The sequence below is a fragment of the Nonomuraea sp. NPDC005650 genome, from assembly GCF_040605375.1.
Classification (GTDB): Bacteria; Actinomycetota; Actinomycetes; order Streptosporangiales; family Streptosporangiaceae; genus Nonomuraea.
The window spans coordinates 15489-38727 of sequence record NZ_JBEXCR010000074.1 but is presented as its reverse complement, the minus strand read 5'-3'; the positions used below and the strand labels follow the sequence as shown (position 1 = coordinate 38727).

Genomic DNA, 23239 nt, shown 5'->3' with positions numbered 1-23239 from the left:
CTCAACCGGCCCCTCCGCGCTCGACGATCGTGTTGTAGGTGACGCAGACCGGCTCGCCGTCGACGGTCGTCACGTCGCTCCTGACCGTCAGCAGCTCGTTCCGCCCGGCCGTGCGGATGTCGGTGATCGTCGCGGTCGTGACCAGCCGGTCCCCGGCGCAGACCGGCCGGACGTACTCGAAGCGCTGCTCGCCGTGGACGACCATGGCGAAGTTCAGCCCGAGGCCGGGATCGACGAGCGCCTCGCCGCCGCTCTGCAGGCTGAACACGATGGGGAACGTGGGCGGCGCGATCACATCGGGGTATCCGGCGGCCTGGGCGGCCTCCTTGTCCCGGTAGAGCGGGTTGTTGTCACCGATCGCGGCGGCGAACTCCCTGATCTTCACCCGGCTGACCTCGTACGGCGCGCTGGGCGGATAGGTCCTGCCCACGAAGTCTCGGTTCAAGGCCATCAGTGCTCCCTCGCGTGTTACCAGCCGAGCGCTGCTGAGGCCGACGGTAACAGAACAAGGTTCGGCTGTCGCCGGTGATTATCTTGATTTTGCCCCGCGAACTTTCCCGGCGCACGGGCCTCTCAAAACCCGGCCATAGCCCGTACGGGAACTCCGGGACTTGGACAAGGCCGACCGACCACCGCCATGGCGCCCCGTGGCCACCTCATGGGTGCGACACGGGCGCGAGGAGAGAACCCCGGGACCCTCTGAGGTCTATGCGAAGCCCTGTGCAAAACACGACGAACCGGCGCCCTGTGACAGGACGCCGGTTGCGCGATATGACGAAATGTGGGGCCAGAAGCCCCTGCCCGGATACCCGGAGACCTAGCGGGTCTCGCGGTGCGCGCGGTGGCAGCGGCAGTTGGGGCAGTACTTCTTCAGCTCAAGCCGATCCGGGTCGTTGCGCCGGTTCTTCCGCGTGATGTAGTTGCGGTGCTTGCACTCCTGGCAGGCCAGCGTGATCTTCGGCCTAACGTCGGTGGCAGCCACTTGGGAGTGCCTTTCTACGTTCGGGACATGGACACGCCCGTGCCCAGGCCTGTTGACCTGGGATTGGGCAGTAGCGGAGGCCGGACTTGAACCGGCGACACAACGATTATGAGCCGTTTGCTCTGCCTGACTGAGCTACTCCGCCTTTGAGCCGGTAACGACCCCGGCCCGTAGAGGATACCCGAAGCAGCGAGCACATTCGTAACTCGCCCAATCGGGTGGGGTGCTACCCAGTATGCCTCAGGAACCCCCGACAACCGAAATCCATTACCAATCGGCGATGCTCGCCCCCGAACAGCCGACTCCACATGAAGATCAAGCAGTGGAGGAGGCAAGCGTAGCAGCGACCGGCGCGCGACGCGCAACCCTTGAGGGCTCCCGGATCGCGTCGTGGCGCACAGGCCCCACCCGTCCCCATGACCACGGCGGCCGCCGGGCACGTACCTTGTGAACATGACCTTCGTGGGCACTCCCCGGCCACGTCCGCGCTGGTACCACGCGCACACGGATCTCGAGGACTTCGCGATCGTGAGCTACCGGGTGGACGCCGACGCGCTCGCCCGGCACCTGCCCGAGGGTTTCGCCCCCACGGAGACGACCTTCGGCGACGGCCCCGGAGCCCTGGTCTCCGCCGTCGCCTTCCGCGACCGGGACTTCCACTTCCGGTTCCTGCCGCAGGTGGCGATCGACTGCGGGCAGATCAACTACCGGGCTTACGTCACCGCGTACGGCCAGGCGGGCGTCTGGTTCTTCGGCACCCGCCTGGACCACCCCGTCGTGGCGATCCCGCAGCACCTGTGGGGCATGCCGTGGCGCCGCGACCACATCCGCATCGAGGCCGACTGGCTCAGCACCCCGGCCCACTGGCGCCTGTCGTCCACCGACGCCCGCTGCGAGGCGGCCGAACTCCCCCGGCCTCCGGCGCCGCTGGACGGCTTTCCGGACGATTCGCACTGGCTGGAGCGACTCACCCACCCGACGCAGGGCTGGTACCGGCGCCGGGACGGAAGGGTGGGCGTCTACAGCATCTGGCACCCGGTCATGCGCCCCCGGCACCTGGAGGTCGGCTTCGCCCGGTTCCCCTTCTTCGAACGCCTGGGCCTGATCACGCCGGACACACCCCCGCACTCGGTCCTGGCCCAGGCCCGCATCCCCTTCGACATCCACACCCCACCCCACCGCTTCCACCCGGAGCCGTAACCCCACCCCGCCCCCACAAGGCCGAGCACGGCGCTGCGGGGCTCGCGCGCCGCCGGCACGCGAGCGGGCGGCATCCGGGAGGTGGGCCTGGCGCTGTCGAGGCGAGCCCGGCCCGCAGGGCGCACGCGGCGGCGCTCAAGACCGAGCGCAAGGCGGAGGCGAGGGCCCGGAGCCGAGGGCCAGGCGCAGGGCGGAGGCGAGGGCTGGGGCAGGGCGGCGGGGGGCAGGGCGAAGGGCGGAGGCGGGAGTGGGCGTGGCGGGGCCGGGCGAAGGGTGGGAGGCGGGCGGTGCGGGGCGGGCCATGCGGGGCCGGGTGGGTGCGGAGGTGGGATGTAACGGGTGTTGGGAAATGCGAAACGCCCGGCCCCGCTAGCTGGCGGGTCGGGCGTTGTGGCTGGTCAGAGTAAGAGCCCCCAAACGGAATCGAACCGTTGACCTTCTCCTTACCATGGAGACGCTCTGCCGACTGAGCTATAGGGGCCTGTCCGGCGCTGCGGACAGGTGTAACCATACACGGCACTCACCGATGATGCGAACTCGTTCGGGCCTCCACACGCTCCTCCATCCGCCGCCGCACCGGCAGTTCGATGACTTCGCACAGATCGGCCAGGTCGACGTGTCGGGCCACCTCCGCCACAGAGGTGCAGTCGGCGATCACCCACCCGTGCCGGCGCACCCGCAGCAGCTGCCGCCCGCCGTCCACCACGCCTACGACCTCGTAGCCGTCGAGGCCGACCCATCGCCTGTCCATAGCGGCACAGAGTAGCCGCCAGGTCTCTCAATTTTCGCCACGCCACAGGCGTTACAGGCATACCGAATCAGTTCAGCCGATAGAAGCCAGCGAAGTCCTTGCGCCGGGCGATGTCGTCCACGCGCACCACGGCGCCGGTCTCCGGGGCGTTCATCATCTTCCCTTTACCGAGATAAATGCCGACGTGGTGGGTTTTGACGGCCTTTTCCGTGACCTTTCCGAAGAAGACCAGGTCCCCGGGCATGGCCACCTGCACCCGCCGCATCCGCCGTACATGATCATTGGTGTTCCCCGGCCCCAGCACATCCGACCCGCTCGCCAGCGCGTACACCCACCGCGCGAACCCCGAGCAGTCGAGCCCGCGCGTCCGGGCCGCCGGGCAGGGCTTGATCTTCCCGTGGTAGCCCTTGCAGGTGCCGGTCGACGGGCCGGGCTCCTCGGCGTGGCCGCCTCCCCACGAGTAGACGATCCTGCGCTGCTCGATCTCGTACGCGATCCGCACGACATTCGCCGGCACGTACAGCCCGAGGGGCACGGAGGCCGTGGCGGCCAGCAGGACCAGCGCCGCTGACCCCGCTGCAAGCCGCCACCGCCACCGCCTCATCCTGCCCGCCCCCCGACAAGCTGTTTGGCCCTTTGGAGCCATCCTGCCTTATGGCAGTTTGTGGCGCTTTGTGACTCCGAGCGCCCCGCCCAGGTGTCAGCGGGACTTGAGGGTCATTTTCACAGAGCCCACCGTGACGTACAGCCCGACCGTGCCCTTCGACCTGGACGGCTTCGTGGTGATCGTGAACGTCTTCTTCTGCCCCCGCGCCAGCTCCCCGACCCGGCACACCACCGCCGTGCCGCTGAATGTGCACCCGGACGCCTTCACCACGCGCTGCCCGCCGAACGTCCGCCCCGACACCTTGACGTCCTTGACGGGGTGCGGGCCGGTGTTCGAGACGGTGACCGTGTACGTCTTCCTGCTCCTGGCCGCACCCGAGACCGTCACCTCGGCCGGCGGGTTGGCCAGCTCCTTGAGCTGGGACTCTGAGCCGTTGAACGAGTTCTGCCCGCCGGCCAGCGTGCCCTTCTCCGCCGACTGCCAGAACGTGTGCCGCTTCCAGCTCTTCGGCAGCTCACCGGGGTCGTCGCCCCAGCGGGCGATCCAGAGCGGGTTCGACTTGAACTTGTCGGAGTTCCCCGTGCAGGTCTGCCACCAGCTCGTGGTGGTGTAGATGATCGCGCGGCGGCCGGTCGCCTCGTGGTACTTGGCGGTGAAGTCCTTGAGCCAGGTGACCATGTCCTCGACGGACAGGTCATAGCAGTTGTTCTTGCCGTTCTTGTCCTTGTACGGGTTGTCCTCGATATCGAGCACTCCGGGCAGCGTTTGACCGTCGCTGATCCAGTTGCCGCCGTTCTGCAGGAAATAGTCGGCCTGGGCCGTCCCATCGGATTCGTGCGGTTGCGCAAAGTGATATGCGCCCCGGATCAGCCCCGCTCCGGCGGCGCCGCCGTACTGCGCGTCAAAAACCGGGTTACGGTAGTTCGTACCCTCGGTGGCCTGCACGAACGCGAACTTCCCGCCCCCCGAGGCCACGCTTTCCCAGTCGATCTCACCCGTCCAGTTACTGACGTCGACTCCGGCGATGCCGTCGGCCGCCTCCGCGACTCCGCCCATACCTAAGGCGGCAATTGCCGCAATTACCCACAGACTTTTCACGCGGGAATCATTGCGGAGCCCGACACAACCCCGCAAGTCCCGAAATATCGATTGCTTTTGAGGTGTCGACCCAATAGGTGGTCCCCACTCCCAGCGGCCGTGCCCCCGCCGCCCATTCCGCCCATCGCTCGTCCCCCAGCCGGGTCTCGCCGTGGATCGCATGCCGCACGCGCCGCTCGTACCGGTCCCTGGCCAGCTCGGGCGCTACCTCGCACCAGACCTCGCGCACCTCGGTACGGGCCTCGACCCCGGCCCGATCCAGTCCGGCGAGCACCAGCGGCCGCGTCGGCGCCGGCCAGGGGCTCTCCAGCACCGCGCCCCGCCCGGCGCTCGCCAGCAGCGTCCACAAGCTCTCCACGGCGGCCACGCCCAGCCGCCTGCTCCACTCGCGCTCGCCCATCCCGGGCGGCCGTTCGAGGACGTCGGCCAGCGTCTCCTTGAGATCGTCCTTGCTGAAGACCGGCAGGCCGAGCTCCCGCCCCAGCGCCCGCGCGAGCGTGGTCTTCCCCGCCCCTGGCAACCCGTTCACCAGCACCACCATCCGGCACACGGTCAGCCATGCTGCCAGGCCCCGCCGGGAAAACTTCGCGACACCCGGAAACCCGCACTTCAGCACCCGAAAATCCGCCGTCGCAGAGCGTTGCGGAAAACGGCGTTTCCGCAGGTGAGAGCCGTTTATGAAAGTGACATTCGCGTTTGCCAAACCGGATTGAACCTGCACAAACTTGATTCGATCCTCAATCGCGCCCCCGACCAGGGGTTATTTCGCCATGCCCGGAGGAGGGCGATCATGATCCATGCCCGGGGACTGACCCGAGTGTTCAAAGTCAAGAAGGAGCGGGTGGAAGCCGTACGCGGCATCGACCTGAACGTGGAGGCCGGCCAGCTCGTCGCCTTCCTGGGCCCCAACGGGGCCGGCAAATCCACCACCCTGCGGATGCTCACGACCCTCCTGCCGCCCACCTCGGGCACCGCCATGGTGGCGGGCCACGACGTGGCCAAGGACCCGGCGGGCGTGCGCGCCCGCATCGGCTACGTGGGCCAGCGCAGCAGCGCGGGCGAGAACTACCTCATCCGCGACGAGCTCGTCACCCAGGGCCGCTGCTACGGCCTCGACGCCAGGCAAGCGGCCACCCGCGCCGACGAGCTGCTCGACCTGCTCGACCTCAGAGCGCTGGCCAAGCGGCGCCCCGGCACGCTCTCGGGCGGCCAGCGCCGCCGCCTGGACATCGCGCTCGGCCTCATCCACCGCCCCGACCTGCTCTTCCTCGACGAGCCCTCGACCGGTCTCGACCCGAAGAGCCGGGCCGAGGTCTGGCAGCACATCCTCCGGCTGCGGGAGACGTACGGGACGACGCTGTTCCTGACCACCCACTACCTGGAGGAAGCCGACAACATGGCCGAACGCGTGGTGATCATCGACAACGGCCGGATCATCGCGGACGGCACCGCCGAACAGCTCAAGAACGACCTCGCGGGCGACCACATCACGATCGCCACCAGCACGGAGGAGGAGGCGCGCAGGGCCGCGGAGATCGGCGCCGGCGCCGCCGACGGCACCACCGTGCGCCTGCGCGTCCCCAACGCGCCCACCGCGCTCCCCGACTACCTCAGAACCCTGGACGGCTCCGGCATCAAGGTCACCGCCGCCGAGACCACCCGTCCGACCCTCGACGACGTGTTCCTCGCTCTTACCGGGAGAAGCCTCACCGATGACGACATTCTTTCGTGACACCGCCACCGTTTTCTCGCGCGAGTTCAAGCCGGTCATGCGCGACTCGGTCGGGCTGCTCTTCGACATGGGGCAGCCGCTGCTGTTCCTGTTCCTGTTCGGGTCGCTGCTGGACGGGGCCGTCGGGTCGTCGTGGCAGTGGTTCGTGCCGGGGATCCTGGTCATGATGTGCCTGACGGGCCCCATGTCCTCCGGCTACACCCTGCTGGTCGAGCTGATCGGCGGCTCGCTCGAGCGCCTGATGGTCACCCCGCTCAACCGCACGGCGATGCTGGTGGGCCGGACGCTGAAGACCATGATCGTGCTGCTGGCCCAGGCCGTCCTGATCATCGTGCTGGCCGTCCCCCTGGGGTTCGAGCTGCACCTGGCGGGCGTGCTGGCGGGCCTGGCGCAGCTGGTCGTCTTCGGCGTCGGCCTGGGCTCGCTCTCGTTCGTGCTGGCCATCAAGTCGGCGCCCAGCGGCACGCTCTTCTACATCGTCAGCCAGTCGGTCCTGTTCCCCCTGCTCCTCCTGTCGGGGGTGCTGCTCCCGATGGAGACGGCCCCGGCGTGGCTGCGGGCGGTCGGGTACGCGAATCCGGTCACGTACATCGTCGAGGCTCAACGCGCCCTGTTCTCCGGGAACCTGACGAACCCCTCGATCCTTTACGGGACCGCGGCGGCCTGCGCGATCGCCGCGATCGGCCTGTATCTGGGCAACCGGGCCATGCGCCGGGGTGTCTGAGACCCTTGAGGGATGACTCATCTGACGGTCCCCTGGATCCCCGTACGCCACCGCTTGGACGTGGTCCTGTCCCCAGGCCTCCCGCCTCTGGACAAGACCACGTCGGCGTTCGCGTTCGTCTCGGACCAGACCGGCAGAACCCTCATGACGTGCGTGGACGAGGAGGGCCGCGGGTGGGACATCCCCGGCGGCCACCTCGAACCCGGCGAGACGGCCCTCGACGCCGCGGCCAGGGAGCTGTATGAGGAGACCGGCCTCCGCCTGCCGCCCACCGCGCTGTCCGCCTTCGCCTGGCAGCGCATCGAGCTCCTGGACGCCGCCCCGGCGGATTACCGCTACCCGCCGCTGACGTACATGGCGATGTTCAGGGCCCGCCTCCCGCATCCGGGCCGGCCGACCCAGCCGCCGGCCGGCTCGGAGAGCACCAGGGCCGACTGGCTCCCACCGTCGGAGATCGCCCGCGTCTGCCCTGATCGCACCTGGTTGTCCCTCCTGGACGGGCCCAGCCCGCACTAGCTACTTGGGCGCCTTCTCGGTGAAGAGATAGCCGCCCACGATCACGAACCCGATCTGGAAGAGCCAGAGCCGCACGTCCGCCACCTCGGGCTTCATCTGGGTCCACGCCTGCTCGGGCAGGAAGCCGGGGCCCAGGATGCTGGCCAGGATGACGGTGATCAGCACGCCTAAGTAGACGCCGATGAACCAGCTCCGATGGCGAACCGCGGTCTTCTCCACCAGCTGCACCACCGGCGAGTCCGGGGGCGGCGGGGAGAGATCCACCAGGTCGCTCTTCGGTTGGACGTCCTCGGCCCCCTCGGCCCCGGATCGATCTCCGGCGCCAGACGGCTGACTGGCTCCACTCATGTTTCCTCCATCAGCCCTGTCGTCAGGGCTGACTACGGGGAGGTGCGCTGGACCACCTCAGACTGCGATGGGACTTACCTCGGAGAGCGAGCCACGTGTGCATGCCAGATTTCTGCCGCTTCATGCGGGATTTCTGCCACGCTGCCCGATCGCGCGTCCCTGCGGGATAAGGCACATCCTAGGGGCCTGTGGGATTCGAGCGCGCCTTTAGCCCACATTTCATGATGACGCGACGCGTACCATTTGCCAGAATTACCCGCATATGAGGCGCGGGAGGAGATCTTTCCGCACCGGTATAACGTTCTTGCTTCACGGTGTGACAGGACAACACTCGGTGTGGACCGGACCCGCGCCTCATGGCAAGCCAGCGTGTATAAAAAACATGCACCTACGACGTCGGAGCATCCCCGCCCTCTACTCCACGTGCCCCCTTTCCCCAAAGGGCCAGGAGACATGACCATGACCCGTGAGTCCACCGGCAAGGACAACAGCAATTTCGTGCGGTTGTCCGTCAATCTGAGCCACGAAACCGCGCAGACGTTCAAGACATTGGCCGAGCGCAAGGGCCTGTCGTTCACCGAGGCGATCCGCCGCGCCATCACCATCTGGAAATTCGTCGAGGACCAGCTCGCACAGGGCCACGAGCTGGCCATCGTGGAATCCGACGGAAATCCGCGAAAAATACTCTTCCTCTGACCGACTGTTCACCGGGCCCGCGGCCTCTCCCGTCCCGGCCGCGCCCGGGGTCCCAGAACGCCGTCCGTCGGATCCGGCCCAACCTTTCACCCGTCCCCAAGCGTCGGTACGGGCGAGAGGAGTCATCTTGGACCCCAATGACAGCTTCCGCGAGTTCATGGCCGCCCACCAGCGTTCGCTGATGCGGACGGCGTACCTGCTCACGGGGGACGCCCACCTCGCCGAGGACCTGCTGCAGAGCGTGCTGATCAAGGTACTCGGGCGCTGGCCCAAGCTGGCGCACGTCGCCAGCCCTCAGGCGTACGCGCGCAAGGCGCTGGTCAACCAGTACATCTCCTGGCGCCGGCGGCTGGTCAGGACGGCCGAGTTGCCGAGCGCCGAGCCACCGGAGCGGCCCTACTCCAGCGAGGAGTCCACGATCCTCCGGCTCGCCGTGCGGCAGGCGCTCGCGCAGCTGCCGCCCAGGCAGCGGGCCGTGATCGTGCTGCGCTACTACGAGGACCTCACCGAGCACGAGACCGCGAAGCTGCTGAACTGCTCGATCGGCACGGTCAAGAGCCAGGCCCACGCCGCGCTCGCCCGGTTACGGGCGCTCGCGCCGGAGCTGGCGCCGAAGTTCGCCGCACTGGAGGAGCTGGAGGGGGCACGCCGATGACCTGGCTGCGAGATGTCCTGGACGACCTGGCCGACGACGCGCCCCAGGTGGACCTGACCGAGCGGACGATCGGGGCTCGCGAACGGCGGCGGCGCAGGACCGTGCCGATCGTCGCGACCGCCGCCGTCGTCGTCACCGCGCTCATCGTGACGGCCGTCGTACGGCTGCTGCCGTCGCAACCGGCCCCTGCCACCGTGCCCGGGACGGTGACCGACCTGCCGGCACGCGGGGTGCGGCCGCTGAGCCACGCCTACATGACGTTCTGCGAGCCGGAGGACGGCAAGGCGCCGCCCGGGTGCGTGGACGGCGGGTGGCGGGTCGTCACCCGCGACGGCGTGACCTACCGGGTGGCGCAGGCCCTGCCCGGTCCCGAGAGAGGGCTCCGTACCAGCCCCCTGGCGATCAGCCGGGACGGCGGCAAGATCGCCTACTACGACGCCGCGGCCGGCACCTTCGCGGTGCGCGACCTCGCCTCCGGGGAAGTGCTGACGGCCCCGACGAGGGTGCCCAAGGTCTGGCTCGGGAGCATCGCCCATCTCCTGCTGTCGGACGACGGCCGTTTCCTGGCCTTCACCAAGAGACCGCCGCTGAAGGACCCGGCCATGCTGTTCGACATGCGCGAGCGCATGGTCCGCCCGCTGCCCAACGGCTGGAACCCCATCGGCCTGTCCCCCGACGGGAACACGATCACCCTGGCGGAGTACGCGCCCAAGACCCGGCTGCAGACCATCGGCCGCCTCTGGCAGACGTCCACTGCGGGCAGCGCGAACACCGTCGACGTCACCGGGCGCTACCTGGTCGGCGGGCTCGGCCCCGACGGAAGATCCATCGTCGCGGTGGAGAGCGTGGACGTCCCCGGCACCGACTGCCTGAGAAGCGGCGACGCTCTCGTGCACCTGGACCGGGACACCGGCAAGGTGCTCCGGAGGGTCCCGGTGCGCGGCCTGTCCATGACGAAGAATGACGTCCACCTACGTAGCTGGATCGGCCCTCGGGAGATCATCGCCCTCGCCAAGCCCTTCGTGTGCGGGGACGCGGACACCCCCAAGACCCCGAGAGGAGACCCCCCGTACGTTCCCTTCACGGCCTACGCGGTGGACGTCAGGACCGGCAAGGCCAGGAAGCTCGCCACGTACACCGCCCAGGACTTCTTCCAGCTCGTGCTCCCCGGCTTCCCCGGCACCCTGTGACGCCCGTCAGGGCACGCGGGTGAAGCTCGCGCGGTAGGCCGTGGGGGTGAGGCCGACCCGGCCGACCAGGTGTTTGCGGAGGGAGTCGGCGCTGCCCAGGCCGCTCCGCCCGGCCACCTGGTCCATCGGCAGCCCGGTGGTCTCCAGCAGCTCCCTGGCCCGGTCGACGCGCCGGTGCAGCAGCCACTGGAGCGGGCTCAGCCCGGTCTCGGCGTGGAAGCGCCTGGTCAGGGTGCGCACGCTGATGCTGGCGTGGCCGGCCAGGTCGGCCAGGGTGAGCGGGCGGTCGAGGTGTTCGAGCGCCCAGGCCCGGGTGGGGGCGAGCGAGGTGCCGCGTTCTGGAGGCAGCGGGGTCTCGATGAACTGGGCCTGCCCGCCCGGCCGTACGGGGGAGACGACCGCGAGCCGCGCGGCCGTGTTGGCCACCGCCGCCCCGTAGTCGAGCCTGATCAGGTGCAGGCACAGGTCGATGGCCGCCGCGGCGCCGGCCGAGGTGAAGATGCCGTCGTCCTCGACGAACAGGACGTCGGGCCGTACGTCGACCGCCGGGAAGCGGGCGGCGAGGTCGCCGGCCAGCCCCCAATGGGTGGTGGCGCGGCGCCCGTCGAGCAGCCCGGCCTGGGCCAGCACGAACGCGCCCGTGCACAGCGAGGCGATCCGGGCTCCGCCGGCGGCGGCCTTGCGCAGGGCGTGGAGGACGTCCGGGGGAGCCGGCTCGCCGCCGCTGCCGACCGCGATCACCGTGTCGGCGTCCTCCAGCGCCTCCAGGCCGTGCGGCACCACCACGTCGGGGCCCGCGACGGTCGGCACGGGGCCGGGCCGCGCCGTGCAGACGCGTACGTCATAGTGCGCCACGCTGTTGAACACCATGAGCGGGATCGACACGTCGAAGCTCAGCACGGGAGGAACGATCACTGCGGCGAGGCGGTGCATGGCCAGATCCTCCGGATAGTTGGCATTCCGGCCACTATGCTACGAGGCCGCCGGTCGACACCGTTGTAATCATGAAATTTCATGTGATTGTGGGTCGCGGGGCCACCGCGTCGAAGACCGCTCTCCTGCTGGCCGAGGACGGCGAGCGGGTACGGATGATCAGCCGCACGGGCGGCGGGCCCGACCATCCCCTCGTCGAAAGGGTCGCCGCGGACGCGGCCGACACCGACCGGCTCACCGAACTGGCCGAGGGCGCGGACACCCTGTTCACCACCGCCGTGCCGCCCTACCACGCCTGGCCCGAGCAGTTGCCGATCCTGTCGGCGTCGCTGCTCACCGCGGTGCGGCGGAGCGGGGCCGCGTACGTCATGCTCGGCAACCTCTACGCCTACGGGCCGGTCGACGGGCCGATCACGCCCGACCTCCCGCTGGCGGCGACCGGGCCCAAGGGGCGGGCCAGAGCGCGGGCGTGGGAGGAGGCCGCCGCCTCGGGGGTGAAGGTCACCGAGGTGCGGGCCGCCCAGTTCTACGGCCCCGGCGCCTTCTCGGTGTTCAGCTTCACGGTGCAGAGGCCCGTCCTGGAGGGCAGGCTCGCCCTGGTGCCGCAGGAGCTCGACGTGCCGCACAGTTACTCGGCGATCGACGACACCGCGCGCACGCTGGTCGCCGCGAGCCGCGACGAGCAGGCGTACGGCAGGGCCTGGCACGCGCCCACCTCGACCCTGTCGGTGCGGGAACTGGCCGGGCGGCTCGCGGAACTCGCGGGAGCGCCGGAGCCGCGGCTGGAGGAGATGACCGAACGCGACCTGACCCTTCTCTCGTTCACCGATCCGTTGTGGGGGGAGATGCACGAAGTGCTCATCAAGCCGGGCCACCCGTTCGCCGTCGACTTCGCCGAGACCGAGAAGATCCTCGGCGTGCGCGCCACCCCGGTCGACGACGTGCTCCGGCGACTGATCTAGCAGCGTGAGACCGGCGGCTCGTTGAGGCGGCAGGCGCTCACGGGGCGCCGAGCCGGACCTCCGCCACCGGGCGCCAGTCCCAGGCCGGCTCCGGGCCGTCCTGGTTGACGATGTGGATGCTGCGGATGGTCACCTCGCGCTCGGGGAGCCGCTCCCCGAGCGCGTCGATGATGGGCGCCGCCGGGCCGTCCGCGCTGCTGTAGGCCACCGTCACGTGCGGGTGCCACACGTCATGGGCGAGGACGCCGTCACGGCCCGTCGCCGCCCGCGTGGCGAACCTCGCCGCTTCGAGCAGGGGCCGCAGCCGCTCGGCCGGCCGCGCCTCCAGCGCGACCGCCTCGGGGTGGTAGAGCACCCGCCCCAACGTGACCGTGATCGGCGCGACCCGCGTGAGCTGGCCCGCCGCCTCCTCGGCCATCACGCTCACCTGACGCTCGGTGATCTCGTGCGAGTAACCGGCCACGAACGTGGTCAGGTGGATGAACCGATCCGGCACCGGATCGAGCCCCGCCAGGCCGGCCAGCCGGTCGTGCGCCTCCTGGACGACGGCCCGCGCCTGCGGGTCCTCCCCCAGCAAGACGTGCCAGTAGAGCCGGCCCTGGCCCGGCGGCAGCATGAGCGCTCGCCGCCGCTCCCAGCGATTCGTCATGCGCGTCGGTAGCGGGCTCACGCATCCTCCTCGGTGCGCGCGGGGGCTGGTCTGCTCACGCAGCGTGGTCACGATATCCGACTGGGTGAGCAGAGGTCACGAGGGGAAATGGCTCGGGCGGCGGGACAGCCGCAGATAGGAGCGGTCGTCGAAGCTCTCGGCACCGGCCGCCACCGCCTTGGTGGCCGCGTGCTCCATGATGCGCAGCCGATCGGCCAGCAACGACGCCCGAAGCTCCGCCTCGGCTCCGGAAAGGGTCCGCGCCGGGCCGAGGTAGCCGTCCGACGCCAGCACCACCTCGCACACGTCGTCCGTCAGCTCGAACGTCTCCACGAACCGCTCCGGGACCGGCCGCCCGTCGAGCAGGCCGTATCCGAACGGACCGGCGTCCTCCCGGTTGGCCAGCACGGCCTGGCGCTCCAGCACCGGCCGGATCAGCGCCCGCCCAGGATCGCCGGCCGCCAGGTCCTCGGGGCGCTCTCCTTGCAGCAGCAGGCAGTGCAGGTAGGCGGCCCGGGCACCGGCCAGCACCGTGTCGATCAGCTTCCCGCCATCGTGCCGGCGCCATCCGCCGTCGCGGTGGCCCAAGGCGACATGGACGTCGCCTACCCGCCACGCCAAGTTCCGCCGCGGCCACACCACCGCCGCGACGGCCGCCGGCGCGAGAAGATCGTCGTCCGCGACCGACCATTTGCGGCGCAGCTCCATCAGCTCCGCCGAGATGGCCGCGACCGCCTCCGCCGCGGTGACGTCGGAGGGCAGGGTGGCCAGCGTCTGGGCGACGCGATCGGCCGCCAGGGCTCCGCCGCTCGCCCCGCCGTAATCGCGGCCGGACTTGTCGGTGACGCCGTCGATCACCGCGGCGCAGTGCACGCCGTCGCCGTCGTCGAGGACGACCACCCGATCCTCACCCGGCCCCGCGCCTTTCGCACGCGCCGCCCGCTCGGCCACCCGCCAGCCCGGCACGAGAGCCCGCCGCCGGCTCAGGTCGTCCGGAGCAGCGAGACGAGGTCGTCCCACCGGGCCATGAGCAGGCCCAGCACGGCGCCGAAGACGCCGACGACCGCGACGAGGCCCGGATCGAAGGAGCCGTTCACCAAGGAGGCCCCCAGCCCGAGCAGGGCCACCGCGATGAGGATGCCGTTGCGGACCACGTGCGCCATGCTCAAGGGCGTCTGGGAGGCCCCGAAGCAGCGGCAGGGGACGGCCGCGCCCCTCCTGACCACCATGACGACGGCGACGGTGAGGCAGCCGAGCAGCCCCGCCGCGAGCACGAACGACCCCGATCCGGCCCAGCGAAGGGGGATCGCGGCCAGCACGATGACACCGGCCTCGGACGCCGCCGTCGCCACCGCGGCCGCCGGCGCCTTCGCCCTGTCGATCACCGCCATCGCTCTGATCGACCGGACGAACTCGTTCCAGGCCTGGCGGCTGGAGACCTTGCTCGCCAGCGCGAGGACGAACACGGTGAGCAGCAGCAGTCTGCTCCCCACTTCGACGTACTGCATAGATCGCAACCTGTCATGGCAGAGCAAATCCGGCAAGACCACCGCTGCGTTACTCTCGAAGATCCACACTCTCGAAGATCACGAGCAGGGGGTGGACCGTCGTGCTGATCCGGTTACTCGGCCCGGTGGAGGTGGAGCGCTCGGGGCAGGCCCGGCCCGTACGCCCTCCGCAGGTCGCGCTCGCCCTCGCCGCGCTCGCCTGGGAGGTCGGCCGGGTCGTGCCGGTCGAGACGCTCCTCGCGCGGGTCTGGGGTGAGCAGGTCCCGCCCGGCGCGCGGCGCACCCTTTACACGATCATCACCCGCATCCGGCGCGACGTGCTCGCCGACGACGGCGCCGTCGTCCTGCGGCTCGGGGGCTACCTGCTCGACGTGGACGAGTCCGCGGTGGACGTGCCGCGCTTCCGCGGCCTCGCCGACGAGGCGCTGACCGTGCCCGATCCGGCGCCACCGCTGGGCGCGGCCCTGGCGCTGTGGCGCGGCGACCCGCTGACCGGGCTGCCCGGCGAGTGGGCCGAACGGGCCCGCCACCGCCTGCGCGACGAGCGCAGGGAGATCCTGCTGCGCTGGGCGCGGGTGGTGACCGGCCGCGACGCCGCCAACGCGGTGGCGGCGCTGTCGCCGCTGGCCGAGGAGTACCCGCTGGACGAGCTGGTGGCGGCGGCGCTGATCGAGGCGCTGCACGCGTGGGGGCGCACCGCCGAGGCGCTGGCGCACTTCGCCCTGGTACGCCGGACGCTCGCCGAGGAGCTGGGCGTCGAGCCGGGTACGGCGCTGCGGCGCGTCCACCGGGCCCTGCTGCGCTCCGGCGACGCGCCCGAGACCGCCCGTCCGGTCCCGGCGCAGCTGCCGGTCGGCCTGCGGCACTTCGTCGGCCGCTCGGCCGAGCTGGAACGGCTGGCCGCGATCGCGACCGGCGAACGGCCGGCGACCGCGGCGGTCTGCGCGATCTCCGGGCCGCCCGGGGTGGGCAAGTCGTCGCTCGCGTTGCGCTGGGCCCACCTGCACCGCGACCGCTTCCCCGACGGCCAGCTGTACGCCGACCTCGGCACGATCGACGCGGCCGACGCGGCGGCCGTGGTCCTGCCCCGGTTCCTCGGCGCGCTCGGGGTCACGGAGGCGCAGGTGCCGTCGGGCGTGGAGGCGCAGATCGGGCTCTACCGCAGCATGCTGGACTGCCGCCGGATGCTGGTCGTGCTCGACGACGCCCGCGGCGCCACCCAGGTCCGGCCGCTGCTGGCCACCGCGCCGGGGTGCCTGACGCTGGTGACCGGCCGCGCCGAGCTGTCCGGCCTCGCGGTCACGGCCGGGGCGCACCTGGTCAGTCTGGACGTCCTGCCGGGCGACGACGCGTACCACCTCCTGGTGGCGTGGCTGGGCGAGGCCCGGCCGGCGGCGGAGCCGGAGGCCACCGCGAACATCATCCGCCGGTGCGGCCGGCTGCCGCTGGCGCTGGCGATCGTCGCGGCGCAGCTGGCGCAGCGCACCGATCTGCCGCTGGCCGAGGTCGCCACGGACCTCGAACGGGCCGGGGCGGACCTGGAACCGTTCGCGCACAGCGACCCCGCGATCGACCTGCGCCGCGTGTTCGGGCGCTCGTACCGGGACCTGCCCGTACCGGCGGCCCGGCTGTTCCGGAGGCTCGGGCAGCACCCGGGGCCGCACCTGCCGCTGGCGGCGGCGGCGAGCCTGGCCGCCCTGCCGGTGGACCGCGCGCGGGAGCTGGCCGGGCTCCTCGACCGGGCCAACCTGGTCGAGATCCGCGCGCCCGGCCGCCTGCGCCTGCACCACCTGCTGCGCGTGTACGCGTCGGAGCAGGGCCGGGCCTCCGACACCCGGACGGTACGGCGCTCGGCGACGCGGCGGCTGCTGGACTACTACCTGCACTCGGCCTGCGTCGCGAACGGGATCTGTTACCCGCACCGCGACGCCCTGCCCCTGGACCGGCCGGCGCGGGGCGTCGTGGTCGAGCGGTTCGCCGGCCAGGAGGAGGCCCTGCGCTGGTACGCCGACGCGTTGGCGGTACTGCCCGCGCTGCAGGCGGAGGCGGCCGAGACCGGGCTCGACGCGCACGTGTGGCGGCTGGCGTGGGCGTTCGCGGAGTTCATGCAGCGACGCGGGCTCTGGGAGGAGAACCTGCGCGCCCAGGCGATGGCGCTGACCGCGGCCGAACGGCTCGGCGACCGGCTGGCCGAGGCCCGCTGCCACAACAGCACCGCCCGCGCCCACGCCAGGCTCGGCCGCGACGACAAGGCGGTCGAGCACTTCGAGCGGGCCGTCGAGCTGCACCGGGACCTCGGCGAACCGGTCCTGCGGGCGCACGTCCACCTCGGTCTGACCGTCGTGCTGAGCCGGACGCGACCCGTCGAGGCGCTGAACGAGTCCCTGCGGGCGCTGGAGCTGTTCCGGCAGGCCGGCGACGTCGTCGGAGAGGCGCGGGCGCTGAACAACTCCGGCTGGTTGCGGGCCGAGATCGGCGAGTACGACAAGGCGCTGGCCGACTGCCGGCGGTCCCAGCGGCTCCTCGCCGACCTCGGCTACACCCAGGGCGAGGGCCACGCCTGGGACAGCGTCGCCCACGTCCTGCGCCTCACAGGCGACTTCGCGGGGGCGGTGGCGTGCTTCGAGCGGGCGGCCGAGCTGCTGCTCGACTGCGACGACCCGCTCGCCGCCGCCGAGACGCTGGTCCGCCTGGGAGAGACCCACGTGGCGGCGGGTGACATCGCGCCCGCGCTCGACGCCTGGAAGCAGGCCGCGGAGTTCTTCGACGCGCTCGACGACGCGCAGGCGGCGAAGGTCCGCGACCGCATCGTCTCCTTCCACCATCCGTGACCCACGCGCCGGTGACAACGAGCCTGACCTGCCGAGACCGGCCGTTAAGAATTCGTTGAGAAATCGCTCAGACCTCTGGCGCACGCTGCGACGGGCGGCGGGACGGCGGCGTGGTCCGGCGTACCGCTTCCGCACGGGCGGGCTCGGGCCCGCCGGAACAACCGAAAGGAAAGTTCGATGCGTGTCGTGACCAGAATGGCCGACCGGCTCCTCGAGCTGATCGCGCCGCACACCGTGGCCAGGGCTACCGACTGCGCTTACGAGTGCTGCAGTTTCCCGGCGTTCACCGCGAAGTACTGCTGCTACTACCCGAACGGCAACCGCAGTTGCGGCGGCTGCAAGAGCTACATCTACTGCTCGTGACCGCACGTTGACCGGGTGCCCGGCTGGCGGGCCGGCCGGGCCCTTAATACGGAAGGTTGTCTCATGCCCTATTTGATCGCCGTCGTGGCCCTCGTCGGCGCATTGTGCCTCGTGGATCTGGTGTTGACCCTCGGTGTGGTCCGGCGGCTCCGGGAGCACACCAAGCTGCTGGACGGGCTGTTCGAAGCCGTCGACCTGATGGGCGGCCCTTCCGGGCCGGGCGGAGGGCCGACCGCCGGCGACGTCGCCGGTGATTTCGAGGCGACGACGGTTGACGGGAGCCCTCTCACCCGGGATCTCCTGCCGGACGGGACGGTCGTCGCGTTCTTGTCGCCCGATTGCCGCGGCTGCCACGAGAAGCTTCCCGGCTTCGCCTCGTGGGCCGCGGAGCAGGACCGCTCGCGGGTGCTGGCGGTGGTCGACAACCGATCGGGTGACCCGGCGGACATGGTCAGCGCTCTGAGGCCCGTGGCACAGGTGATCGTGGACAGCGCTGTGAGCAACGCGTTCGGCGTGCACTCGTTCCCGACGTTCCTCCAGGTGACCGCCGGCGGCAAGCTGGTCGCGGTGGCGCCCGAGGTCTCCCGGTTGCCGGCCGGGTCGCCTGCGTGAGCGAGCCGGCGCCGACGCCACGGGGGCTGGCGAGGAGCGCGGCACGCGCCGCCGCGATGGTGTGGCGGTCGGCGCCCGCCCATGTCCTCGCCTACCTGGCGGTCACGCTGGTGGGCTCGGCCACTCCGATCGCCGTGGCCTGGCTGACCAAGGCCGTGCTGGACGGGGTGGCGCTACGGCAGACCGACGCGCTGCTCGCCCTGGCGGTGGCCGTCGCCGCCGTCACCACGGCCGCCGCCGCGGCGGCGCACGCGGGACACTACCTGCGTGCCGAGGTGGATCGCAGGACGGCGCTGCACGCGAAGGACGAGCTGTTCGCGGCGGTCTCCGGCTTCACCGGTCTGGCCAGGTTCGAGAGCCCGGCGTTCCTTGACCGGCTGCGGCTGGCCCAGCAGAGCGCGAGCAACCCCGGCAGGCTGGTGGACACCGCACTCACCGCCATTCGCAGCGCGGTGACGGTCGCCGGCTTCGTCGCGTCCCTGGCACTCGTCAACTCCACCTTCACCATCCTGGTCGTGCTGTCGGCCCTGCCGGCGCTGCTCATCGAGCTGCGGATGTCGCGGCAACGGAACACGATGTTGTGGCGGATCGGGCCGGCCGAGCGTCGCGAACTGTTCTACGCGCACCTGATGTCCACCGCGGACGCCGCCAAGGAGATCCGCCTGTTCGACCTCGGCGCCTTCTTGCGGCTTCGCATGCTGGCCGAGCTGCGCACCGCGAACGCCGAACGCCGCCGGATGGATCGGCGGGAGCTCCGCATCCACGCGAGTCTGTCAGGCGCCTCGGCGATCGTGGCCGGGGCGGGCCTGGTCTGGGCGGTCCTGGCGGCGGGGCAGGGGCGGCTCAGCGTCGGCGACGTGGCGATGTTCGTGGCGGCGGTCGCCGGCGTGCAGGCGGCGCTGGACGGCATGGTGTCGGCCGGCGTGATGGCGTACGAGCACCTGCTGACCCTTCATCACCACGTCGCGATCGTGACCGCCGAGTCCGATCTGCCGTCTCCGGGCGCCCGCCCGGCGCTGCCGCCCCTGCGCCGGGGCATCGAGCTGCGCGACGTCTGGTTCCGCTACAGCCCGGACCATCCGTGGATCCTGCGCGGCGTCGACCTGTTCATCCCGAACGGGCACACGGTCGCGCTGGTCGGGCGCAACGGCGCCGGCAAGAGCACGTTGGTGAAGCTCCTGTGCCGGTTCTACGACCCGACGCGCGGCGCGATCCTGTGGGACGGCATCGACCTCCGCGACGTGCCGCCGGAGACGCTGCGTGCCCGGATCGGCGCGGTCTTCCAGGACTTCGTGTCGTACGAGCTGACGGCGACCGACAACATCGCGGTGGGCGACCTCGCCGCCGCCCAGGACCCGGCGCGGATCGAGCGGGCGGCGCGGGACGCCGGGATCCACGACGTGGTCGCGGCCCTGCCGCGCGGCTACCGCACGCTGCTGAGCCGTGGCTTCCCCCAGGACCCGGAGGAGGACGACGCCGAATCCGGAGTGCTGCTCTCCGGCGGGCAGTGGCAGCGGCTGGCGCTGGCCAGGGCGTTCCTGCGCCGCGACCAGGACCTGATGATCCTCGACGAGCCCAGCGCCGGCCTGGACCCCGAGGCCGAGTACGAGGTGCACGGCCGGCTCGCCACGCTGAGGTCGGGGCGGACCAGCGTGGTCATCACCCATCGCCTCGGCGCGGTCCGCACGGCCGACCGGATCGTGGTGCTGGTCGACGGCGTCGTCACGGAGGAGGGCACGCATGCCGCCCTGCTGGCCGAGGGCGGCACGTACGCCGAGCTGTTCGCCCGGCAGGCGACCGGCTACCGGGACGACGTGGAGCTGTCGCGGTGACCGCCGCGATCGTCCTGCTGGCGGCTCTCGGCGTCGCTCTCGCCGTCGTCCGGCTGCGCCGGCGGTACCTGGTGGTGACCGTCCAGGGGGAGAGCATGCTGCCGGCGTACCGGCCGGGTGAGCGCGTGCTCGTACGGCGGACGCCGCCCGAGTCGCTGCGCCCCGGGCAGGTCGTCGTGCTGAGCGGCTTCGCCCACGCCCGGCCGGGCGAGCGCCGGCGGGAAGCGCGGCAGCAGCTGGGCACGGGTCCGGGCTGGATCATCAAGCGCGTCGCGGCCGTCCCGGGCGACCCGATCCCGCGCGACACCGTCCCCGCGCTGCGGGATGCGCCGGGCACGCGGGTGCCGGCCGGACACCTGGTCGTGCTGGGTGACAATCCGGACCACTCGCTCGACTCCCGGCAGTCCGGCTACCTGACGGCGGATCGCCTGTTCGGCGTGGTGCTGCGCAAGATCGATCAGGCGATGTCGGCGCCCTCCCGGTAGCCGCTGGCCTGGGTGGCGAACAGGTGGGCGTACCGGCCGCCCAGCGAGATCAGCTCGTCGTGGGTGCCCTGCTCGACGATCCGGCCGTCGCCGAGCACCACGATCAGGTCGGCGTCGCGGACCGCTCCGAGCCGGTGCGAGACCAGCAGGCTGGTGTTGCCCGCGCGGTGCTCGCGCAGCCGCCGGTGCACCTCGTACTCGGCCTGCGCGTCCAGGCCGGAGCTGGGCTCGTCGAGGATGAGCAGGTCGCGGCGCTCGCGCACCAGCGCGCGGGCCAGGGCCAGGCGCTGCCACTGGCCGCCGGACAGGACCACGCCCGCCTGCGGGTCGTCGTCGTCCTCGGGGCCGAAGAAGATGCGGCTCAGCATGGTGTCGTAGCCGCGGGGCAGGGCCCGTACGGTCTCGTGCGCGCCCGCCAGCTCGGCGGCGGCCTGGAGCCGGGCGCGGTCGGACATCGCCTCGACCTCGCCCACCCCGATGTTCTCGGCCGCGGTCAGGTCGTAGCTCATGTAGTCCTGGAAGAGCACGCCCATCCTGGCGCGCAGCTCGGCGGGTGGCACGTCGCGGATGTCGATGCCGTCCCAGAGGATCGCGCCGCGGGAGGGGTCGTAGAAGCGGCACAGCAGCTTGATCAGCGTGCTCTTGCCGGCCCCGTTGAGTCCCACCAGCGCGACCGAGGAGCCGTGCGGGATCGTCAGGTCCACCCCTCGCAGCACCCAGGGATGGCTCTCGTCGTACCGGAACCACACGTCATGCAGCTCGATGCCGCGGCGCAGCGCGGGCAGCGGCTCCGGTTCCCCGGGGGTCGGCAGGTCGCCGGGCAACGACATCACCCGTTCGTGGTGGGCGAAGAGCAGCAGCGCCTGGCGCGCGTTCGCGGCGTTCTCCACGGTGGCGATCAGCGCGGCCTGCGTGCCCGCCACGGCGGCGGCGAACGCGGTCACGTCGCCGAGGGTGAGCCGCCCGTTCAGCGCGGAGTACACCGCCCAGAGCAGCCCGGCGCCGCTGACGGCGGCGGACAGCGCCGCGAGCGCCGACTGCGTGAGCGCCTCCCGCCGGTCCAGCCGCCGCTCCCCCGCCTGCAGGACGGCCAGCTCGCCGAGCACCCGGCGCTTGAGGAAGTCGCCCAGCCCGAACAGCCGGACCTCCTTGGCGGCCTCCACGTCGGTGATCAGGGAGGAGTAGAAGATCTGCCGCCGGGCCGCGGCGGACTGCCCGGCGATCATCTTGATCCGCCGCTTCTCCAGGGACATCCTCGCCGCGAGTACGGGCAACGACGCGAGCGCCACCAGGCCCGCCATGAGCGGGCTCAGCACGGCCAGCGCGGTGAGGAGCCCGGCCAGGGCGATGACGTTGCGCCCGAGGTCGAACAGGCCCGAGGTGATCGGCCCCATCGCGTTGCCCGTCGCCTGCACGGCCATGCGCAGCTCGTCGAGGAACACCGGATTCTCGAACCGCGACAGGCCGTGGAACGTGTTCACCCGCGTGTAGAGGCGGTCCTGCAGCAGCAGGTCCAGCCGGCGATCCGTCTCGCCCCGCAGATACCCGGTCAGCTGCGGCAGCACCCCGGCGACCAGCCCCAGCGCGACGAGGCCGGCGACCGGCGCGAGCACGCGTTCCTGATGGCCCGTCGCGAGCCCGTCGACGAGCAGCTTGGTCGCCCACACGGTGGCCGACGGCAGCAGCCCGGCCACGACGGTGGTCCCCAGCTGGAACATCGCCAGCAGCGGCCCGGCCCGCCAGCACAGCAGCGCCAGGGTGGCGGCGCGGCGCAGCGGGGACCGGGTCACGTCGCGGGCGCCATGGCGGCGAGGTCGGTCAGGTCCGTGTCCGCGGCCACGACCCTGCCGTCCTGGTCGGTCCTCAGGAACGTGGGGAACGCGTGGATGTCGAGAGCCCGCACGATGCGCATCGCGTCCTCGCCCGTGACGACGCTCGCCACGCCGCCCACCACGTCGACCAGGTCGCCGGCCTCGTCGGCGGCGCCGGAGATGACCGCCAGGGCGGTCTGGCCCTCGGCCTGCGCGGCGAACTGCGGCGCGCGCTCATGACAGGTGTCGCAGCCGACGTCGAAGAACCCTACGAGCCGCGGTCCCGCCACGTCCTGCGGCAGCGTGCGCCCGACCAGCACGCGGGGATCGTACGGCATGACCGTCGAGGTCCCGGCCAGGCGCTCCAGCTCGGCGGTGTGCTCGCGGAGCCGGCGCAGCACGCCCAGGGTGAGCACCAGGTCGAGCAGGCACAGCAGGCCGACCAGCACGACGGCGACAATCAGGAAAGGCATCGGACAACCCCTCTTCGGTCGGGGGCCGGCGGCGGTGGACGCCGCCGCCGGCCCACGCGTTCTACCTAGCCGCAGATCCTGTACGCGTAGCAGGCCCCACAGCGGGTCGTGCCGCCGGCGGTCGTGCAGATCTGCCTGAAGTCGGAACGCTCCCTGCAGTAGCAGTGCTTGTACCACTCGGCGGCCGCCTTCGCGGACGCCTTCGGCACGAGCCTGTCGAGAATCCTGTCGCCGAGCTTGCCCAAGACAGAAGTCATGTTCGCTCCTCGTATAGCGATGCG

General features: G+C 71.3%; 27 protein-coding genes and 2 tRNA genes. 13 read left to right on the top strand and 16 right to left on the bottom strand.

Annotated elements, in window-relative coordinates; translation table 11 throughout:
• Position 1: 1 nt before the first annotated feature.
• The 3 genes from ABZS69_RS62995 to ABZS69_RS62985 all read right to left on the bottom strand — a co-directional run bounded on the left by ABZS69_RS62995 (position 2) and on the right by ABZS69_RS62985 (position 1127).
• Positions 2-451 (bottom strand): MaoC family dehydratase N-terminal domain-containing protein, encoded by a 450-nt coding sequence (locus tag ABZS69_RS62995; RefSeq protein ID WP_355393364.1) that lies wholly within the window; start codon positions 449-451, stop codon positions 2-4.
• Between the two features lie 366 nt (positions 452-817).
• Positions 818-982, bottom strand: coding sequence for a 50S ribosomal protein L33 (gene rpmG, locus ABZS69_RS62990; RefSeq protein ID WP_019632658.1), 165 nt, complete (start codon positions 980-982; stop codon positions 818-820).
• Positions 983-1053: 71 nt separating this feature from the next.
• A tRNA-Met gene (locus ABZS69_RS62985) sits at positions 1054-1127 on the bottom strand.
• A gap of 308 nt (positions 1128-1435) precedes the next feature.
• Here ABZS69_RS62985 and ABZS69_RS62980 point away from each other — a divergent pair.
• Positions 1436-2182 carry a DUF2071 domain-containing protein gene (locus ABZS69_RS62980; RefSeq protein ID WP_355393362.1) on the top strand — a complete coding sequence of 249 codons (747 nt, stop codon included), beginning with the start codon at positions 1436-1438 and terminating at the stop codon, positions 2180-2182.
• A 408-nt stretch (positions 2183-2590) separates the two neighbouring features.
• On the opposite strand, the gene ABZS69_RS62975 is transcribed toward ABZS69_RS62980, so the two are convergent.
• The 5 genes from ABZS69_RS62975 to ABZS69_RS62955 form a co-directional block, all read right to left on the bottom strand.
• Positions 2591-2663 (bottom strand) — tRNA-Thr (locus ABZS69_RS62975).
• Between the two features lie 39 nt (positions 2664-2702).
• The gene (locus tag ABZS69_RS62970) at positions 2703-2933 is read right to left on the bottom strand and encodes a transposase (protein ID WP_355393359.1); all 231 of its coding nucleotides are present in this window, start codon (positions 2931-2933) and stop codon (positions 2703-2705) included.
• 67 nt (positions 2934-3000) lie between these two features.
• Entirely contained in the window at positions 3001-3537 is a 537-nt protein-coding gene (locus ABZS69_RS62965; RefSeq protein ID WP_355393356.1) for an NlpC/P60 family protein, read from the bottom strand.
• 96 nt (positions 3538-3633) lie between these two features.
• Positions 3634-4596, bottom strand: a complete 963-nt coding sequence (locus ABZS69_RS62960; RefSeq protein ID WP_355393353.1) for a GH25 family lysozyme — start codon at positions 4594-4596, stop codon at positions 3634-3636.
• A gap of 49 nt (positions 4597-4645) precedes the next feature.
• The gene (locus tag ABZS69_RS62955; RefSeq protein ID WP_355393350.1) at positions 4646-5179 is read right to left on the bottom strand and encodes an AAA family ATPase; all 534 of its coding nucleotides are present in this window, start codon (positions 5177-5179) and stop codon (positions 4646-4648) included.
• A 249-nt stretch (positions 5180-5428) separates the two neighbouring features.
• On the opposite strand from ABZS69_RS62955, the gene ABZS69_RS62950 reads away from it, so the two are divergent.
• From ABZS69_RS62950 to ABZS69_RS62940, 3 genes are read left to right on the top strand one after another with little or no spacing between them, the layout of a single operon-like run.
• Complete coding sequence (locus ABZS69_RS62950) at positions 5429-6370, top strand: ATP-binding cassette domain-containing protein (RefSeq protein ID WP_355393347.1); 942 nt, start codon at positions 5429-5431, stop codon at positions 6368-6370.
• The gene (locus ABZS69_RS62945) at positions 6351-7094 is read left to right on the top strand and encodes an ABC transporter permease (protein ID WP_355393344.1); all 744 of its coding nucleotides are present in this window, start codon (positions 6351-6353) and stop codon (positions 7092-7094) included. The genes ABZS69_RS62950 and ABZS69_RS62945 overlap by 20 nt, the downstream gene beginning before the upstream one ends.
• A gap of 12 nt (positions 7095-7106) precedes the next feature.
• The gene (locus ABZS69_RS62940) at positions 7107-7610 is read left to right on the top strand and encodes an NUDIX domain-containing protein (protein ID WP_355393341.1); all 504 of its coding nucleotides are present in this window, start codon (positions 7107-7109) and stop codon (positions 7608-7610) included.
• Here ABZS69_RS62940 and ABZS69_RS62935 read toward each other — a convergent pair whose 3' ends face one another.
• Positions 7611-7958 carry a hypothetical protein gene (locus tag ABZS69_RS62935; RefSeq protein ID WP_355393338.1) on the bottom strand — a complete coding sequence of 116 codons (348 nt, stop codon included), beginning with the start codon at positions 7956-7958 and terminating at the stop codon, positions 7611-7613.
• Positions 7959-8417: 459 nt separating this feature from the next.
• Here ABZS69_RS62935 and ABZS69_RS62930 point away from each other — a divergent pair, with 459 nt between their 5' ends.
• From ABZS69_RS62930 to ABZS69_RS62920, 3 genes are all read left to right on the top strand, one after another.
• The gene (locus ABZS69_RS62930; RefSeq protein ID WP_355393335.1) at positions 8418-8654 is read left to right on the top strand and encodes a ribbon-helix-helix protein, CopG family; all 237 of its coding nucleotides are present in this window, start codon (positions 8418-8420) and stop codon (positions 8652-8654) included.
• A gap of 127 nt (positions 8655-8781) precedes the next feature.
• A complete protein-coding gene (locus tag ABZS69_RS62925) occupies positions 8782-9309 on the top strand; it encodes a SigE family RNA polymerase sigma factor (RefSeq protein ID WP_355393332.1) in 528 nt (175 codons plus the stop codon).
• Positions 9306-10499 carry a hypothetical protein gene (locus tag ABZS69_RS62920; RefSeq protein ID WP_355393329.1) on the top strand — a complete coding sequence of 398 codons (1194 nt, stop codon included), beginning with the start codon at positions 9306-9308 and terminating at the stop codon, positions 10497-10499. Before ABZS69_RS62925 ends, ABZS69_RS62920 begins: the two co-directional genes overlap by 4 nt.
• Positions 10500-10505: 6 nt before the next feature.
• On the opposite strand, the gene ABZS69_RS62915 is transcribed toward ABZS69_RS62920, so the two are convergent.
• On the bottom strand, positions 10506-11432 hold the full coding sequence (locus tag ABZS69_RS62915) for a helix-turn-helix domain-containing protein (RefSeq protein WP_355393326.1): 927 nt from the start codon (positions 11430-11432) through the stop codon (positions 10506-10508).
• A gap of 71 nt (positions 11433-11503) precedes the next feature.
• Between ABZS69_RS62915 and ABZS69_RS62910 the strand changes: the two genes are divergently transcribed.
• Positions 11504-12394 carry an NAD-dependent epimerase gene (locus tag ABZS69_RS62910; RefSeq protein WP_355393323.1) on the top strand — a complete coding sequence of 297 codons (891 nt, stop codon included), beginning with the start codon at positions 11504-11506 and terminating at the stop codon, positions 12392-12394.
• Positions 12395-12431: 37 nt separating this feature from the next.
• Here ABZS69_RS62910 and ABZS69_RS62905 read toward each other — a convergent pair whose 3' ends face one another.
• From ABZS69_RS62905 to ABZS69_RS62895, 3 genes are all read right to left on the bottom strand, one after another.
• A complete protein-coding gene (locus tag ABZS69_RS62905) occupies positions 12432-13064 on the bottom strand; it encodes a 2'-5' RNA ligase family protein (RefSeq protein ID WP_355393320.1) in 633 nt (210 codons plus the stop codon).
• A gap of 75 nt (positions 13065-13139) precedes the next feature.
• Entirely contained in the window at positions 13140-14063 is a 924-nt protein-coding gene (locus tag ABZS69_RS62900; RefSeq protein WP_355393317.1) for a hypothetical protein, read from the bottom strand.
• Positions 14027-14551, bottom strand: coding sequence for a MauE/DoxX family redox-associated membrane protein (locus ABZS69_RS62895; protein ID WP_355393314.1), 525 nt, complete (start codon positions 14549-14551; stop codon positions 14027-14029). Before ABZS69_RS62895 ends, ABZS69_RS62900 begins: the two co-directional genes overlap by 37 nt.
• Before the next feature lie 101 nt (positions 14552-14652).
• Here ABZS69_RS62895 and ABZS69_RS62890 point away from each other — a divergent pair, with 101 nt between their 5' ends.
• The 5 genes from ABZS69_RS62890 (at position 14653) to ABZS69_RS62870 (ending at position 20674) form a co-directional block, all read left to right on the top strand.
• Complete coding sequence (locus ABZS69_RS62890) at positions 14653-17382, top strand: BTAD domain-containing putative transcriptional regulator (RefSeq protein WP_355393311.1); 2730 nt, start codon at positions 14653-14655, stop codon at positions 17380-17382.
• 177 nt (positions 17383-17559) lie between these two features.
• A complete protein-coding gene (locus ABZS69_RS62885; RefSeq protein WP_355393308.1) occupies positions 17560-17745 on the top strand; it encodes a hypothetical protein in 186 nt (61 codons plus the stop codon).
• A 63-nt stretch (positions 17746-17808) separates the two neighbouring features.
• Positions 17809-18357, top strand: coding sequence for a hypothetical protein (locus ABZS69_RS62880; RefSeq protein WP_355393305.1), 549 nt, complete (start codon positions 17809-17811; stop codon positions 18355-18357).
• Positions 18354-20189 carry an ABC transporter ATP-binding protein gene (locus ABZS69_RS62875; protein WP_355393302.1) on the top strand — a complete coding sequence of 612 codons (1836 nt, stop codon included), beginning with the start codon at positions 18354-18356 and terminating at the stop codon, positions 20187-20189. Before ABZS69_RS62880 ends, ABZS69_RS62875 begins: the two co-directional genes overlap by 4 nt.
• Positions 20186-20674 carry a S26 family signal peptidase gene (locus ABZS69_RS62870; RefSeq protein ID WP_355393299.1) on the top strand — a complete coding sequence of 163 codons (489 nt, stop codon included), beginning with the start codon at positions 20186-20188 and terminating at the stop codon, positions 20672-20674. Before ABZS69_RS62875 ends, ABZS69_RS62870 begins: the two co-directional genes overlap by 4 nt.
• On the opposite strand, the gene ABZS69_RS62865 is transcribed toward ABZS69_RS62870, so the two are convergent.
• The 3 genes from ABZS69_RS62865 to ABZS69_RS62855 form a co-directional block, all read right to left on the bottom strand.
• Positions 20647-22464: an ABC transporter ATP-binding protein gene (locus ABZS69_RS62865; RefSeq protein WP_355393296.1), complete on the bottom strand. Its 1818-nt coding sequence runs from the start codon at positions 22462-22464 to the stop codon at positions 20647-20649. The genes ABZS69_RS62870 and ABZS69_RS62865 overlap by 28 nt on opposite strands.
• Positions 22461-22958, bottom strand: a complete 498-nt coding sequence (locus tag ABZS69_RS62860; protein ID WP_355393293.1) for a hypothetical protein — start codon at positions 22956-22958, stop codon at positions 22461-22463. The genes ABZS69_RS62865 and ABZS69_RS62860 overlap by 4 nt, the downstream gene beginning before the upstream one ends.
• A 65-nt stretch (positions 22959-23023) precedes the next feature.
• Positions 23024-23215, bottom strand: a complete 192-nt coding sequence (locus tag ABZS69_RS62855; protein WP_355393290.1) for a hypothetical protein — start codon at positions 23213-23215, stop codon at positions 23024-23026.
• Positions 23216-23239 lie beyond the last annotated feature (24 nt).

Coding starts and splice junctions, on each gene's coding strand:
- ABZS69_RS62995 (WP_355393364.1), bottom strand. CDS start 451: ATGGCCTTGAACCGAGACTTCGTGGGCAGGACCTATCCGCCCAGCGCG.
- ABZS69_RS62980 (WP_355393362.1), top strand. CDS start 1,436: ATGACCTTCGTGGGCACTCCCCGGCCACGTCCGCGCTGGTACCACGCG.
- ABZS69_RS62970 (WP_355393359.1), bottom strand. CDS start 2,933: ATGGACAGGCGATGGGTCGGCCTCGACGGCTACGAGGTCGTAGGCGTG.
- ABZS69_RS62965 (WP_355393356.1), bottom strand. CDS start 3,537: ATGAGGCGGTGGCGGTGGCGGCTTGCAGCGGGGTCAGCGGCGCTGGTC.
- ABZS69_RS62960 (WP_355393353.1), bottom strand. CDS start 4,596: ATGGGCGGAGTCGCGGAGGCGGCCGACGGCATCGCCGGAGTCGACGTC.
- ABZS69_RS62955 (WP_355393350.1), bottom strand. CDS start 5,179: ATGGTGGTGCTGGTGAACGGGTTGCCAGGGGCGGGGAAGACCACGCTC.
- ABZS69_RS62950 (WP_355393347.1), top strand. CDS start 5,429: ATGATCCATGCCCGGGGACTGACCCGAGTGTTCAAAGTCAAGAAGGAG.
- ABZS69_RS62945 (WP_355393344.1), top strand. CDS start 6,351: ATGACGACATTCTTTCGTGACACCGCCACCGTTTTCTCGCGCGAGTTC.
- ABZS69_RS62940 (WP_355393341.1), top strand. CDS start 7,107: ATGACTCATCTGACGGTCCCCTGGATCCCCGTACGCCACCGCTTGGAC.
- ABZS69_RS62935 (WP_355393338.1), bottom strand. CDS start 7,958: ATGAGTGGAGCCAGTCAGCCGTCTGGCGCCGGAGATCGATCCGGGGCC.
- ABZS69_RS62930 (WP_355393335.1), top strand. CDS start 8,418: ATGACCCGTGAGTCCACCGGCAAGGACAACAGCAATTTCGTGCGGTTG.
- ABZS69_RS62920 (WP_355393329.1), top strand. CDS start 9,306: ATGACCTGGCTGCGAGATGTCCTGGACGACCTGGCCGACGACGCGCCC.
- ABZS69_RS62915 (WP_355393326.1), bottom strand. CDS start 11,432: ATGCACCGCCTCGCCGCAGTGATCGTTCCTCCCGTGCTGAGCTTCGAC.
- ABZS69_RS62910 (WP_355393323.1), top strand. CDS start 11,504: ATGAAATTTCATGTGATTGTGGGTCGCGGGGCCACCGCGTCGAAGACC.
- ABZS69_RS62895 (WP_355393314.1), bottom strand. CDS start 14,551: ATGCAGTACGTCGAAGTGGGGAGCAGACTGCTGCTGCTCACCGTGTTC.
- ABZS69_RS62885 (WP_355393308.1), top strand. CDS start 17,560: ATGCGTGTCGTGACCAGAATGGCCGACCGGCTCCTCGAGCTGATCGCG.
- ABZS69_RS62880 (WP_355393305.1), top strand. CDS start 17,809: ATGCCCTATTTGATCGCCGTCGTGGCCCTCGTCGGCGCATTGTGCCTC.
- ABZS69_RS62860 (WP_355393293.1), bottom strand. CDS start 22,958: ATGCCTTTCCTGATTGTCGCCGTCGTGCTGGTCGGCCTGCTGTGCCTG.
- ABZS69_RS62855 (WP_355393290.1), bottom strand. CDS start 23,215: ATGACTTCTGTCTTGGGCAAGCTCGGCGACAGGATTCTCGACAGGCTC.